The sequence below is a fragment of the Sporosarcina sp. FSL K6-3457 genome (assembly GCF_038007285.1).
GTDB lineage: Bacteria > Bacillota > Bacilli > Bacillales_A > Planococcaceae > Sporosarcina.
On the sequence record NZ_JBBOWX010000001.1, the window covers coordinates 4,428,281 to 4,441,089 of the forward strand.

Consider the following 12,809-nt stretch of genomic DNA (forward strand, 5'->3'; position numbering starts at 1 on the left):
AGCTTCTTTTTTTTCAACCACATTCACTTGACAATTGGATAATAATCTTTTAATATTATTATTTTTATTTTCACAACTTTGTTCGCTTCAGTCTTTTTAAGATTACATACATAAGAAAAAAACTGCCTATTGTAGGCAGCTTATACGCTTTTGAATACCTCTATCACGCACCTGCCCCTTCCAGTATCTCTTCTTCAACAGAAATATGATAGGCGGCGAGAACAGCATCTTGAATCTTTGTACGAGCATTGGAATTGATGGGATGTGCCACATCGCGGAATTCTCCATCAGGCGTCCGTTTACTTGGCATCGCAACAAACAGACCTTCATTACCGTCAATGACCCGAATATCATGGACGACAAACTCATCGTCAATTGTAATTGAAGCAATTGCTTTCATTCTCCCATCAGTTTCTACCTTTCGTAATCTCACATCTGTTACTTCCATTCCTTTACCACTCCTTTTGTCTTTACAGCGCATGACGACTATATTCCACAAAAGTAAGCGTTTTCCTTCTTTTACTAACACAATTTTTTTAACATTAGGAATAGTGAGTGGTTGTGAGTGTAAAAAAAAGAAAACCCGCTCCGATTTACCGGGCGGGCACAGGTTATTCGCCTGCTAATGCAATCACTTCAATTTCAACTTTTACATCTTTCGGCAATCTTGCGACCTCAACCGTCGAACGAGCAGGCGTATGCGTCCCAAAATGTTGCGCATAGACGTCATTTAAAGCGACAAACTCATTCATATCTTTAATGAAAACGGTTGCTTTCACAACTTTATCTAATGAAGAGCCCGCTTCCGCGAGGACTGCTTTCAGGTTCGCAAAAACTTGGTGCGTCTGCTCCTCGATAGTTCCTTCTACGAGTAAGCCTTCAGGTGTCAACGGAATTTGACCTGATGTATAGATGAATCCGTTCACGCTAACTGCTTGTGCATAAGGTCCAATTGCTTGTGGAGCATTTTCTGTCGCTACATAGTTCATATTATTTTCCACCTTCCAAAAAGTAGTTGCCCTCTTCCAATTCAATGGTTCGGTCTTTTTCATTTACGGCATGCAACTTCACAAGAGACAAATAATGATCGACAAGCACTTCTTCCGGATGAATAGCCTCCACAAGTACAGCAATACCTGCAAGCTCACAGCCGAACTCCTCTAGCAGGTTCTTCATCCCTACCATAGTGCCGCCAGCTTTCATGAAATCATCTGTAATCAGTACCTTCTGTCCACTCTGCATGCTTCTCTTTGATAATACCATTGTCTGAATACGCCTCGTTGAACCAGAGACGTAATTAATACTAACTGTCGGTCCCTCCGTCACCTTGCTATCACGGCGGACGACAACGACTGGCACATTTAAATGACGCGCAATCGCATGTGCAATTGGAATCCCCTTCGTTGCCACAGTCATAATGACATCGATGTCTGTTTCTGCAAATGCAGATGCAAATACTTTACCGACACGGTCCATGATACGTGGATTGCCGAGAAGGTCTGTCATAAACAAATAGCCGCCTGGCAACAACCGATCCGAATGACCGAGTTTTTCCATAAGGAGTGCCATCACTTCGCGAACATCTGATTCAGCCGTTTTTGGAATGAACTTCACTCCTCCTGTTGCACCCGACATCGTCACTAGTTTTCCTGTCCCTTTTTCCTCAAACGTTTCTTTCACAATCGTTAAGTCTTCACTTATTGAGGACTTCGCCGCTGTATAACGCTCGGCAAAGAAGGTCAGTGGAATGAGTTCATGTGGATATTCCAACAGATGTTGGGTCATATCGACAAGCCGCTCGCTCCTTTTCCACTTCATGGTACCACCCTCCCAAACCCGAATGTTTTAATCGTAGATTACCACAATCGTACGTATCTAATCAAGAAAGTGACGTTCGCCAACCATTCTAACCGCATAGACTTCTGGACAAAATCCTTTCAGCCCATTATAAATACGCGGTACCCGAGATTCATGTTTCACAAGACCAAAAACAGTTGGACCACTCCCACTCATTAGGACTGCATCTGCACCAAATCTTTTCATCTGCTCTTTCAGCATAACAACTTGCGGATGAAGATCCATTGTGACAGCTTCTAAAATATTGCCAACGGACTGGCACATCTTGTCGTAATCACCCGCTTTAAGCGCCTCAATCATGCTCATAGTACTCGGATGATTCACCTTAGAAAGATCCAGATTGCCATAAATATCAGCTGTCGAAACCGAAATAGCCGGCTTCGCAAGAATCACCCAACAATTAGGGGGTGCAGGTAAGTTTTTAATAATCTCACCGCGTCCCGTTGCAAGCGCTGTTCCGCCATGGACACAAAAGGATACATCCGAACCTATTCGCGCACCTAATGTAGCAAGCTCGTCCGCTTCTATCCCTAAGTTCCACAACCGATTTAAGCCACGTAATGTAGCTGCTGCATCCGAACTGCCTCCCGCTAGTCCTGCAGCTACAGGGATACTTTTTTCAAGCGTAATCTCTACACCTTTTTTAATACCATATTGTCGTTGTAGCAGTTCAGCTGCTTGATAAGCCAAGTTTTTTCTATCATTCGGCACAAACCGTTCAGACGTCTTAATAGTAATCCGCCCGTTATCTGTCGGTCGAATCCAAATTCGATCTGCCAAGTCAACGGTCGTCATAATCATTTCAACTTCATGAAAACCATCTGGCCGCTTATGTAACACATCCAGTGTTAAATTGATTTTTGCTGGCGCCTTCTCATACAGCATCCGGCTCCCTCCATTCCAGCTTGTCATTGTTCCCTATTTTACCATAGGCCTAATTGTTTTGGTTAGAACAAATGTGCAGGGGGCCTGGAGTTAGCTAAAAAAGAGCTGCACAAGACGCCGTATAGACGCTCCATGCAACTCTTCCTTTGTCAGCCTGTAATGGAATTCAGGGTCATTTTATCTGGATTCAGCAGAAAACGCCTGCTGAATCCAGATAAAGCCTCCGGCGGATGTCACGGATTTTTTAAGGAGGCTTAAGAAGGCAGTCTAAGTGCGCGACTTCCTGTAGGCCCTAAACTCGAAAAAAATCCGGACGCAATTACGCCAAGGCGTAATTGATAGCTACTTGTTTTTTTGTGCTACTCCTCGTTCGGCCATTTCAATTGCTCGTTTCACCATATTCCCAGCGTCACGTGCCTTAATGCCACCCCAACCTTCTCGCTCCACAACATCGTAAAACCCAAGCTCTTTTGCAATCTCTTCCTTCAAGTGCTCAGACATAATACCACGTTTTTTCGCCATTCGGTTTTCCTCCTTTGAAGCTGACAAACCTAGTATGGGCCATTTAGAAGAAAAAACACCCCCACCATACATTCCATTTTCAGAATGATGGCAGAGATGTTTTTAAAAAATGAATTGAATCATAAATGCTGTAATTATTTGACGATAAACTCTGTAGAATCTACGCCGTCAAGAATTGTTATTTCAACCGCTTCGGTTAAAATATCTGCGTAGCTGTAAGATACTCTTTCAAATGCATTTTCGTCCTGATCAAGTTCAACTACGAATACCGCACGATAGGTTTCGCGCAATACTCCAGCTCTTTCGATTGTCTTCTTCCGACCACCGTTTGCTCTTAAGTGCAAACGTTTCCCTAGATGAGAATCCAATGACTTCTTAATGTCCGCTAATGTTTTTGGCATGTCGCTTACACCTCACTAAGTATAAGCATAGCATTTTTAAAAGTTTCTGTCAATCAAAAGATTCATTTTAACAATTTAACAGTAACTTTGTCAATCTTTTTTTCTTCATTCAGCAAAAAACTCCTGCTGACTGAGGATAAATCTGGACGCAATTATGCCAAAGCACAATTGATATGTCATTTTTTCTTTGTCACAAAAAAGTCAGTATATAAAGCATTTGACAGATTCGCAAATTCCTCAATCGTCAACGTTTCTCCGCGTCTCCCTGGGTCCATGCCAACCTTCTCAAAAGCGTCTAAAATTTGTTGTTTTTTCGCTTTTCCATCTGGTAGCGATGATTGCAAATTATTTAAGATTGTTTTCCTGCGCTGGACAAACGACCCTCTAGACACTTCAAATAGGAAATCTTCATCCTTCACATGCGCAGGCGCCGTTTCTTTACGTGTTAGATGGAGAACAGCCGATTCAACATTCGGTTGTGGCATGAACACCGTCTTCGGTACAATCATTGCTACCTCCGCGTCCATATAATACTGGATAGCAATGGACAGCGAGCCATAAGCTTTCGTCCCAGGAAGAGCTGTGATACGATCCGCTACTTCCTTTTGCATCATGATAACCATACCCGAAATTGGAACTTTACCGAGCAAAAATTTCATGATGATTGGCGTCGTCACATAATAAGGCAAATTCGCCACCACAACAACATCGTCATAATCTGCAAAGTGCTCTGCTACGACTTGCGCAAGATCTGCTTCCAATATGTCCTGGTGTACAATTGTAACGTTGTCGTAAGGCGACAATGTATCCTCCAATACCGGTAATAGACGGCCATCGATTTCAAAAGCGACAACTTTGCCCGCATTCCTAGCAATATGCTCAGTCAATGCACCAATACCTGGTCCAATTTCAATAACACCTGTTTTCTCTGTCAACTCCGCATGCGACACGATATTTCGTAAAATGTTCGGGTCAATTAAAAAATTCTGTCCCAAACTTTTTTTAAATGAAAAACCGTATTTATCGAGAATCTCTTTCGTCCTGACTGGAGTCGCGATATCTTTCCTCATTCTTTTTCCTCCTTGTCGAGAACTTGTAATGCTTCTGCTAATTGTTCATGCCCTATACGGAACATCTCAAGTCGCTTCTTCAAACCTTTGCCGTTCACCTGACCGATTTGTAATAGCTCACTCAACCGCTCGCGTCGCTTTTTAGACTCTGGATGACCAATGAGCCTGGCCATCATCAAATCGGCGAGTGGAATGTCGATAACAGGCTGATTGTCTACCGTATAAACGGAGCTGATGGCTCGCCGTATATCCTCATCATGTGCATGCTCAATACCAAGCCCTTGACCATTTTTAGCTATCGTCAATTCTTTTTTTAAAAAAGCGTGCTTGACGCCTGGGACACGCTCTTCAATGATGGCGCGGATGCGTCTGCCTGGGAAGTCAGGGTCAGTAAAAACAATTACCCCACGCGTTTCTAATGCGTGCTGAATACGTACAAGTGTCTTGTCGTCAATAGCCGATCCATTTGTTTCAATCGTATCGGCACCTGTCGCACGTTTGACGGCCACTGTATCCGATTTCCCTTCCACAACAATAATCTCTTTTATGTTCACAAAAATCCTCTTTCCTCATTGCGTTCTTTCTTTAATTCTACTCTGTGGCTAGGCTGTTGTACAGAAAGGTATAGCTTGCTTCAACAGAAGCAGGCTATAGTCAATTACGCCTTGGCGTAATTGCGTCCAAATTTTGAATTGCGCTTGAGGCCTACAGGATGTAAGTCATGCAGTCGTTGCGACAGGACGTCGCGAACTTAGACTGCCTTCATTAACTCCCCTCAAAATTTGTGACATCCGCCGGAGGCGCGTTATACCACTGCTTCGACGGAAGCAGTGGTATAACGCAATAATCCGTAGGACCAATTGCAGTCCTACGGATTATTTGTCAATCAATGACTTTCATTTTCACTTGGCGTCGCCCAAATTTATAGGCAGCATTTTTCGTCGGAACATGAAGATCAATCTTCATTCCTTTAATAGCACCGCCTGTATCTCCAGCAATCGCATAGCCATACCCTTCCACCCATACTTTAGAACCGAGTGGAATAATACTTGGATCGACCGCAATGACTTTCGCGTCCGGGTTGGAACGCAAATTAATACCTGTTTTTGTAACGCCTGAGCAGCCGTTACAATACGCCGTATATGCCGTAGCCGTTACATAAAACTCCTTACCACCTGAAGGCGATGCAGAATTATTACGAGATACGCCTACACCAGACGTTTTCGTTGATGCACTTGCAACCATCACTTTCGAACCAACCGCAACAATTTTCTTTTGTGGTTCTGCAATGACTTTTTCTGCCAACAGCTTACGGGAAACTTCCTTACCGTTTTCTTTCACAATTTCGAACTCCCGTGAAACCGTCCCTTTCTTTCCTTCTTGGACAATTTTTTCGCGTCCTTTTAGCAAAGATGGGTCGTTGCGTGTTTCAACTGCAAAGCTCGCTGGTTCTTCCACTACATCGGTGACCTTTTCCACTCGTACGACCTCTACTACAGAACCAGGCTTTAGATATCCATCTGCCTTTCTATTTAGCCGGTCGTCTTCATTCAGTTGAATGTTCTCTCTCTTTAAAAAGTCAGCGACCGTAGTCGAAGTGGACCAGACGTTTTTCTCTTCTCCCCCGTCACTCAACGTTACCTCGAACGCTTTTTGAACGGTAATACGATTATCTTTTTCAAGTTGCCCCGACAAGCCAGGATGTACATCGTCATATTCGGTAATCTCAATACCGGCTATCGCCAACACCTCTTCTACCGTACTACTCGTTGTCCAAATAGATGTATGCTCCTGATCAACCTGTATTGCAACTTGTTTCGACTGTTCCCACCTAATCGATAGACCGTCTTCGATAGGTGTATTCACTGAGGGTGTTACTAAATCATGCTCGGTTACTTCGATTTCTTGTTCAGAAAGAAGGTTACCTACTGTATGTGCGTGCGTCTTGATTTTAAGTTCTTCACCGTTCACTTGTAACGTGATCGATTTTTGTGTCCCTTCAAACAGGACAAGTGTTGTAATAGCAACAAATAGTGTAAGTGATACGACGGTTACGGCTATTTGTTTACTCCTCAATGACTGAAAGAACAGGTTTTCCATGAACCATTTTGACATGAAAAAAACTCCTCCTTTATCACTCGGCTGATTATAAAGGTTACTTTCACAAGTGTCAACCCATCCGAACTCAATACAGAAAGAAAACAAGAAGCCTCCCATATGCAAAGTATGGAAGACTTCTTGGTATTTTATTCATCCCATGTTAAATAATTTTACTGCATTCTCAGTTGTCCTTTGTGCAACTTCTTCCACCGGTAAACCCTTTAACCGCGCGATTTCCTCAGCTACTAGTGTCACCCAAGCTGGCTCATTACGCTTGCCTCGATAAGGATGCGGTGCTAAGTAAGGCGCATCTGTTTCAATCAATAAATGATCGAGTGAAATATCGGTTGCAACTTCTTTTGGCATCCTCGCATTTTTAAACGTAACAGGCCCTCCAAGTGAAATCATAAAATTCATGGCAATGCATTCTTTAGCTGTTTCCACACTTCCACCGAAACAGTGCATAATGCCTCCTGTTTTCTCAGCCGCTTCCTCTCTCAAAATACGAACAACATCCGCTGTCGCATCCCGATTATGAATAATGATAGGAAGATTTACTTTCTGTGCAAGTCGAATCTGCTTTCTGAACAACTCCTGCTGAACATCCTTGGGGGATTTATCCCAATAATAATCAAGTCCTGTCTCACCTATTCCAACGACCTTTGGATGCGCAGCCAGTGATTCAATCCACGCTAAGTCTTCCTCTGCACAGTCAACTGCATCAACAGGGTGCCACCCGACGACCGCGTAAATGAATGCATGCTGCTCCGCCAGCTCCATCGCCCTGATAATCGTCTTTCGGTCGAATCCAACAACTACCATCTTTTCCACACCCGCCTCAAGGGCACGTCCGATAACTTCATCTATATCTTCTTCGTATTGGTCCGCATTTAAATGGACATGTGTATCGATAAACATCAATTTTCCGCCTCACTATCTATTTATTAATAAAGAAAAACGGCGTTTCCATGAGGGACGCCGTCTCTATTTTTTGTTTGTCTAATCTCCAGCCACTTTTTTACTTCACTTGCGCACCATTCTCCAAAGCTTGGTCGACAGATGCCAATTTCAAAATACCATCGGATTTCCCTGCCAAAATCATGCCTTGGGATAATTCTCCGCGTAATTTTACTGGTTTCAAGTTAGCCACGACAATGACTTTTTCACCAATCAATGCCTGAGGCTCGTAATGTTCTGCAATTCCTGATACTACTTGACGTTGTTCGTAACCCAAATCTAATTGTAGCTTTAACAATTTGTCAGCTTTCGGAATTTTTTCGCAAGCAATTACAGTTGCGACACGTAAATCGACTTTCATGAAGTCTTCAAATGTAATTTCATCGACTTCAGCGATTTCCTCTTCAACCTTTTCCGCTGGAGCCGAAATAGCCATTTGATCACGAATATAAACAATTTCGACCTCTGAATCTAGACGCGGGAAAATTGGAACCCCTTTGTCTACCACTTTCGTACCTGCTGGAATGGCATCGAAGTTGCCAAGCGTATCCCAAGCAAGTAGTGATTCGTCCAAACCAAGCTGCGACACAATCTTTTTCGGCGATTCTGTCATAAACGGCTGCAATAGCACGGCGATATGTCGAAGCGATGACGCCAAATGCATCATCACAGACGCTAGCTTGCCCTTATCCGCCTCCTCTTTCGCTAGTACCCACGGAGATGTTTCATCGATATATTTGTTCGTACGTGAGACAAGCGCCCACAAATCGGACAGCACAGTGCTAAACTGCATATCTTCCATCGAAGCTTCGTACTTGTCCACCGTTTTCGTGATAAAATCCGTCAAGCTTGTATCGAATTCTGTTGCAACAAGCCCCTCTGTCGGAATATCTCCATCGAAGTATTTATTAATCATCGAAATGGTTCGGTTCAATAAGTTACCTAAATCATTGGCCAGATCATAATTCGTTCGTTCAATGAAGGATTCTGGTGAAAAGACACCATCTTGCCCAAATGGTAACTCTCGAAGAAGGAAATAACGTGTTGCATCCAAACCATATCGTTCGACAAGCATTTCAGGATAGACAACATTTCCTTTTGACTTCGACATTTTGCCATCCTTCATCATAATAAAGCCATGTGCGAACACTTTTTTCGGCAACGGTAAATCTAATGCCATTAAGAATATCGGCCAGTAAATGGTATGGAAACGGACAATATCTTTCCCCACGACATGGACATCCGCCGGCCAATACTTATTGAACAACGAATCGTCTTTAGACTGATAGCCAAGTGCAGTAATATAGTTCGTCAAAGCGTCAACCCATACATAAATAACATGCTTCGGATCACCCGGCACTTTAATGCCCCAATCAAATGACATACGCGAAACAGATAGATCTTCAAGACCCGGTTTAATGAAGTTATTGATCATTTCATTTTTACGCGACTCTGGTTCGATAAACTTCGGATGATCCTCGTAAAACTTCAACAATCTATCCGCATACTTCTTCATATTAAAGAAGTATGATTCTTCTTTTACTTTTTGAACAGAGCGTCCACAATCTGGACAGTTGCCATTGTCAAGCTGGCCTTCCGTGTAATACGTTTCACACGGTACGCAATACCATCCTTCATACTCTCCTTTATAAATATCACCATTGTCGAGAAATGTTTTAAAAATCTTTTCAACAATCACTTTATGTCGTTCTTCTGTCGTCTGAATGAAGTCATCATAAGAAATATCCATGATGTCCCATACTTTTTTTGCAATTTCCGCGATGCCATTGACATATTCTTGAGGTGGAAGCCCTGATTCTTCTGCTTTTTCCTGTATTTTTTGACCGTGTTCATCCATTCCTGTTAGAAAGCGAACATCGTATCCGCGAAGTCGTTTATAGCGAGCCATAGCATCCGAAGCAACGGTCGTATAAGCCGTCCCAATATGGAACTTTCCGCTCGGATAATAAATCGGTGTTGTAATATAAAATGTGTTTTTTTGATCAGCCACGAATATTCCTCCAGTGTAATTAAATATACCTTCTATTCTATCGAAAGCGCCACGCCGATACAATGATATTCCTTATAGACATCTATTTTAGGTACTAGCAAACTCACTTTTAAATAATTTCTAGCTATCAATCTAAACTAACTACTATTTTTATTATAGTTTTGAGTAAGTTGTATTGACGTTAATTGGAAGTCTTGGTATGATAAAAAGCAGACAAGAGAATTTTGTCGAATTTTGACGAAAACTAATGGAATGGAAGGAGTTCTTGTAATGAAATCTACTGGTATTGTAAGAAAAGTTGACGAACTTGGACGTGTTGTTATTCCAATCGAGTTACGCCGTACACTTGGTATTGCTCAGAAAGATGCGTTGGAAATCTACGTTGATGAAGACAAAATCATCTTGAAGAAATATATGCCTAATATGACATGCTCAATTACGGGCGATGTGTCGGACAATAACCTTCGTCTAATTGACGGAAAATTGATTTTGAGCCCTGAAGGCGCAAAACAACTTATTCAAGAAATTCAAGAAAATCTGCAAAAGTAATTTTGCAATAACAATATCCAGAGCGAATCATCGTTCTGGATATTATTTTACTTGTGAAGGGATATCTTTACACATTTTCTACATGATAGTCCTTATAGACATCTCGTCGGCTCATTCCGCGCTCTTTTGCCACTTCACGGATAGCCTCTTTTGAGCGTAGCTCTTGTTTTGCCATCACTTCAATCACGTGATCACGAACATCCAGCTCACTCCACCACACATCTAGTTGTTCTTCCAAGATACCATCGCTACCCTCAAGCACAATACAGAATTCTCCCCTTATCTCATTTGATTCTGCCCATAAGACAGCCTCTTCAAGCGTGCCACGCAGAAATTCCTCAAAACGCTTTGTCAATTCCCTTGCTAGCGTCACACGGCGTGTCCCACCAAAACTACCTTCAAGCGCGCGTAGAGTCTCCTTCAGCCTGTGAGGCGCCTCATACAAAATCACGGTCTCTTCCCGCCGCTTTAAAGCATCCAATTGGTTTGCCCGCTCTTTTTTCTGACGGGATACAAAACCAAAAAACAAAAATGGCTGCGGTACTAACCCCGAAGCGACTAATGCACTAATAGCCGCATTGGCTCCAGGGACAGGGACGACATCGTACCCTGCAATAATCGCTTTGGTCGCAATATCTGCCCCTGGATCCGAAATACATGGCATCCCTGCATCACTTACGAGCGCGATTGATTTTCCATCCGCAAGCATCGCTAATATTTTCTCCCCACCCACCTCGATATTATGTTCATGGTAGCTCATTAGTGGTGTCTTAATTTCAAAGTGGTTACACAACCTGATTGTATTGCGCGTATCTTCTGCTGCAATCGCATCGACCTCTTTCAATATGCGAATCGCACGGAACGTCATATCCTCCAAATTCCCGATTGGTGTGCCAACAAGAAATAGTTTGCCACCACCCGGTTCAGCGCTCTTTTGTGACTTCATCCAACATCTGCTCCTTTATCATATACCGCTCTTTTGCTTGTCTTGTTAATTGTTTAAATTGGTATTCCGCCTGCATCGCTTCCCGTTTCGTTTCAAAGCTTTCATGGTAAATACAATGAACAGGCCTTTTCGCACGCGTATACTTTGCTCCCTTGCCTTCATTATGTACACGTACACGCTTTTCCAAATCATTCGTATAGCCCGCATAATAGGAGCCATCCTTGCATTCCAGTACATAAAACAGATGATCAGCCTTGTTGTCCATAAAGGAGTAGCCTCACTTCATCCGTATATTCATCATCAGCACCGTAGACATACAGTGGTGGTAGCACTTTTAAATCCGGCTTACCATCTTTAATTCCCTCAATTAATAAGGTATTCGCTTCTTTTCCCTCTTTCGGATAAACAAAACGAATCCGTTTCGGCTCAAGTCGATTGGCACGCATCGCCGTAACAATATCTAGTAAACGTCCAGGTCGATGCACAAACGCCGCTTTCCCACCCTGTTTCAATAACTCGCTCGCCGATTGAACTGCTTGCTCAAGCGTCAACCGAATCTCATGCCGAGCGATGGCAACATGCTCAAGTAGATTTTTTTCGCTGGCCCCTTCTGCTGGAAAATAAGGTGGATTACATGTCACGGTATCATATTTTTCATATCCTATTTTCGAAGCAATGCCAATGACATCATCGTTCACCATATGGATCCTATTTTCTAATCCGTTATACTGAATACTTCTTTCGGCCATATTCGCAAGTCGTTCCTGCAGTTCGACAGCTGTAATATTCGCCTTCGTCCGTGCACTTAAAAACAATGGAATAGCACCATTACCCGCACATAAGTCTACAATTTCTCCTGAACGTATCGGCACATAAGCAAATCTTGCTAGTAGTACCGCATCAAGTGAGAATGAAAAGACAGATGGGCTCTGGATAATACGTAAATCTTCTGCCAATAAAAAATCGAGACGTTCATCATCCCGTAAAATTTCCTCCATACTCTACACTCCTTGTAAAATCAATCCCACCTCGTCGGAGGCTTTATCAGAGAGGAATTCAACTACATTCCTCCTTATCTAGTCGGGGTTTGTCCCCCTCCGAATTCAGATAAAAAAGCCGATGCCTACATTGCAATAGGATCGGCTCATTTTACACATTTTGTTTATTTAAAAAAGATAGACAGAACAGACAGTCTTCCCCTTTTCTGCTCCCTCCATAATGGACATTGCAGACGTGGAACCCTTCGTTATATAGGCGAGCCAAATTGTCGACACCTTCTCCGATATCTACTGTATTCGGCTTTTTGCGATGTTGTCGTTTATTTACGGCTTGCGTTTGCCCGTCCATTTCTTCAAGCCGCTTTCGCAAATGATGGTTTTCGAGTTGAAGTGAATGGTTCTCTTCCGTCATCTGCGCGACAAATCCAATCAATTCGTGAAATTGCTTATGCATAGAGCCGAGTTGTTGTTCAAATTCCATTACCCTGTCCAGAAAGTTCCTTTCTTTCAACT

Annotated in this window: 16 protein-coding genes; 1 reads left to right on the plus strand and 15 read right to left on the minus strand. The window is 42.8% G+C overall.

The features are described from left to right. Positions 1-163 precede the first annotated feature (163 nt). The 11 genes from spoVG to metG form a co-directional block, all read right to left on the minus strand. Entirely contained in the window at positions 164-448 is a 285-nt protein-coding gene (gene spoVG, locus N1I80_RS21480) for a septation regulator SpoVG (protein WP_340739840.1), read from the minus strand. 163 nt (positions 449-611) lie between these two features. After that, positions 612-989, minus strand: a complete 378-nt coding sequence (locus N1I80_RS21485; protein WP_340739841.1) for a RidA family protein — start codon at positions 987-989, stop codon at positions 612-614. A 1-nt stretch (position 990) separates the two neighbouring features. Continuing rightward, positions 991-1,818 carry a pur operon repressor gene (purR, locus tag N1I80_RS21490; RefSeq protein WP_340739842.1) on the minus strand — a complete coding sequence of 276 codons (828 nt, stop codon included), beginning with the start codon at positions 1,816-1,818 and terminating at the stop codon, positions 991-993. 57 nt (positions 1,819-1,875) lie between these two features. Next, positions 1,876-2,742, minus strand: a complete 867-nt coding sequence (gene ispE / locus N1I80_RS21495; protein WP_340739843.1) for a 4-(cytidine 5'-diphospho)-2-C-methyl-D-erythritol kinase — start codon at positions 2,740-2,742, stop codon at positions 1,876-1,878. Between the two features lie 342 nt (positions 2,743-3,084). After that, positions 3,085-3,264, minus strand: coding sequence for a small, acid-soluble spore protein, alpha/beta type (locus tag N1I80_RS21500; protein WP_340739844.1), 180 nt, complete (start codon positions 3,262-3,264; stop codon positions 3,085-3,087). Positions 3,265-3,398: 134 nt separating this feature from the next. Next, positions 3,399-3,665: a biofilm formation stimulator Veg gene (gene veg / locus N1I80_RS21505; RefSeq protein ID WP_203248951.1), complete on the minus strand. Its 267-nt coding sequence runs from the start codon at positions 3,663-3,665 to the stop codon at positions 3,399-3,401. 176 nt (positions 3,666-3,841) lie between these two features. Beyond that, complete coding sequence (rsmA, locus tag N1I80_RS21510; protein ID WP_340739845.1) at positions 3,842-4,735, minus strand: 16S rRNA (adenine(1518)-N(6)/adenine(1519)-N(6))-dimethyltransferase RsmA; 894 nt, start codon at positions 4,733-4,735, stop codon at positions 3,842-3,844. Then, positions 4,732-5,289, minus strand: a complete 558-nt coding sequence (rnmV, locus tag N1I80_RS21515) for a ribonuclease M5 (RefSeq protein ID WP_340739846.1) — start codon at positions 5,287-5,289, stop codon at positions 4,732-4,734. Before rnmV ends, rsmA begins: the two co-directional genes overlap by 4 nt. 328 nt (positions 5,290-5,617) lie before the next feature. After that, entirely contained in the window at positions 5,618-6,850 is a 1,233-nt protein-coding gene (locus N1I80_RS21520; protein WP_340739847.1) for a ubiquitin-like domain-containing protein, read from the minus strand. A gap of 135 nt (positions 6,851-6,985) precedes the next feature. Next, a complete protein-coding gene (locus N1I80_RS21525) occupies positions 6,986-7,753 on the minus strand; it encodes a TatD family hydrolase (RefSeq protein WP_340739848.1) in 768 nt (255 codons plus the stop codon). 100 nt (positions 7,754-7,853) lie between these two features. Next, complete coding sequence (gene metG / locus N1I80_RS21530; RefSeq protein WP_340739849.1) at positions 7,854-9,803, minus strand: methionine--tRNA ligase; 1,950 nt, start codon at positions 9,801-9,803, stop codon at positions 7,854-7,856. 270 nt (positions 9,804-10,073) lie between these two features. On the opposite strand from metG, the gene N1I80_RS21535 reads away from it, so the two are divergent. Next, positions 10,074-10,352, plus strand: coding sequence for an AbrB/MazE/SpoVT family DNA-binding domain-containing protein (locus tag N1I80_RS21535; RefSeq protein WP_340739850.1), 279 nt, complete (start codon positions 10,074-10,076; stop codon positions 10,350-10,352). Positions 10,353-10,419: 67 nt separating this feature from the next. On the opposite strand, the gene rsmI is transcribed toward N1I80_RS21535, so the two are convergent. The 4 genes from rsmI to yabA all read right to left on the minus strand — a co-directional run bounded on the left by rsmI (position 10,420) and on the right by yabA (position 12,807). Beyond that, on the minus strand, positions 10,420-11,298 hold the full coding sequence (gene rsmI, locus N1I80_RS21540; RefSeq protein WP_340739851.1) for a 16S rRNA (cytidine(1402)-2'-O)-methyltransferase: 879 nt from the start codon (positions 11,296-11,298) through the stop codon (positions 10,420-10,422). Further along, the gene (locus N1I80_RS21545) at positions 11,276-11,563 is read right to left on the minus strand and encodes a GIY-YIG nuclease family protein (RefSeq protein ID WP_340739852.1); all 288 of its coding nucleotides are present in this window, start codon (positions 11,561-11,563) and stop codon (positions 11,276-11,278) included. The genes rsmI and N1I80_RS21545 overlap by 23 nt, the downstream gene beginning before the upstream one ends. Further along, entirely contained in the window at positions 11,547-12,296 is a 750-nt protein-coding gene (locus N1I80_RS21550) for a tRNA1(Val) (adenine(37)-N6)-methyltransferase (protein ID WP_340739853.1), read from the minus strand. The genes N1I80_RS21545 and N1I80_RS21550 overlap by 17 nt, the downstream gene beginning before the upstream one ends. A gap of 151 nt (positions 12,297-12,447) precedes the next feature. Further along, complete coding sequence (gene yabA / locus N1I80_RS21555) at positions 12,448-12,807, minus strand: DNA replication initiation control protein YabA (RefSeq protein ID WP_340739854.1); 360 nt, start codon at positions 12,805-12,807, stop codon at positions 12,448-12,450. Between the last annotated feature and the right edge of the window lie 2 nt (positions 12,808-12,809).

Coding starts and splice junctions, on each gene's coding strand:
- N1I80_RS21520 (WP_340739847.1), bottom strand. CDS start 6,850: ATGTCAAAATGGTTCATGGAAAACCTGTTCTTTCAGTCATTGAGGAGT.
- ispE (WP_340739843.1), bottom strand. CDS start 2,742: ATGCTGTATGAGAAGGCGCCAGCAAAAATCAATTTAACACTGGATGTG.
- rsmI (WP_340739851.1), bottom strand. CDS start 11,298: ATGAAGTCACAAAAGAGCGCTGAACCGGGTGGTGGCAAACTATTTCTT.
- N1I80_RS21545 (WP_340739852.1), bottom strand. CDS start 11,563: ATGGACAACAAGGCTGATCATCTGTTTTATGTACTGGAATGCAAGGAT.
- purR (WP_340739842.1), bottom strand. CDS start 1,818: ATGAAGTGGAAAAGGAGCGAGCGGCTTGTCGATATGACCCAACATCTG.
- rsmA (WP_340739845.1), bottom strand. CDS start 4,735: ATGAGGAAAGATATCGCGACTCCAGTCAGGACGAAAGAGATTCTCGAT.
- N1I80_RS21525 (WP_340739848.1), bottom strand. CDS start 7,753: ATGTTTATCGATACACATGTCCATTTAAATGCGGACCAATACGAAGAA.
- N1I80_RS21535 (WP_340739850.1), top strand. CDS start 10,074: ATGAAATCTACTGGTATTGTAAGAAAAGTTGACGAACTTGGACGTGTT.
- N1I80_RS21550 (WP_340739853.1), bottom strand. CDS start 12,296: ATGGAGGAAATTTTACGGGATGATGAACGTCTCGATTTTTTATTGGCA.
- N1I80_RS21500 (WP_340739844.1), bottom strand. CDS start 3,264: ATGGCGAAAAAACGTGGTATTATGTCTGAGCACTTGAAGGAAGAGATT.
- spoVG (WP_340739840.1), bottom strand. CDS start 448: ATGGAAGTAACAGATGTGAGATTACGAAAGGTAGAAACTGATGGGAGA.
- N1I80_RS21485 (WP_340739841.1), bottom strand. CDS start 989: ATGAACTATGTAGCGACAGAAAATGCTCCACAAGCAATTGGACCTTAT.
- veg (WP_203248951.1), bottom strand. CDS start 3,665: ATGCCAAAAACATTAGCGGACATTAAGAAGTCATTGGATTCTCATCTA.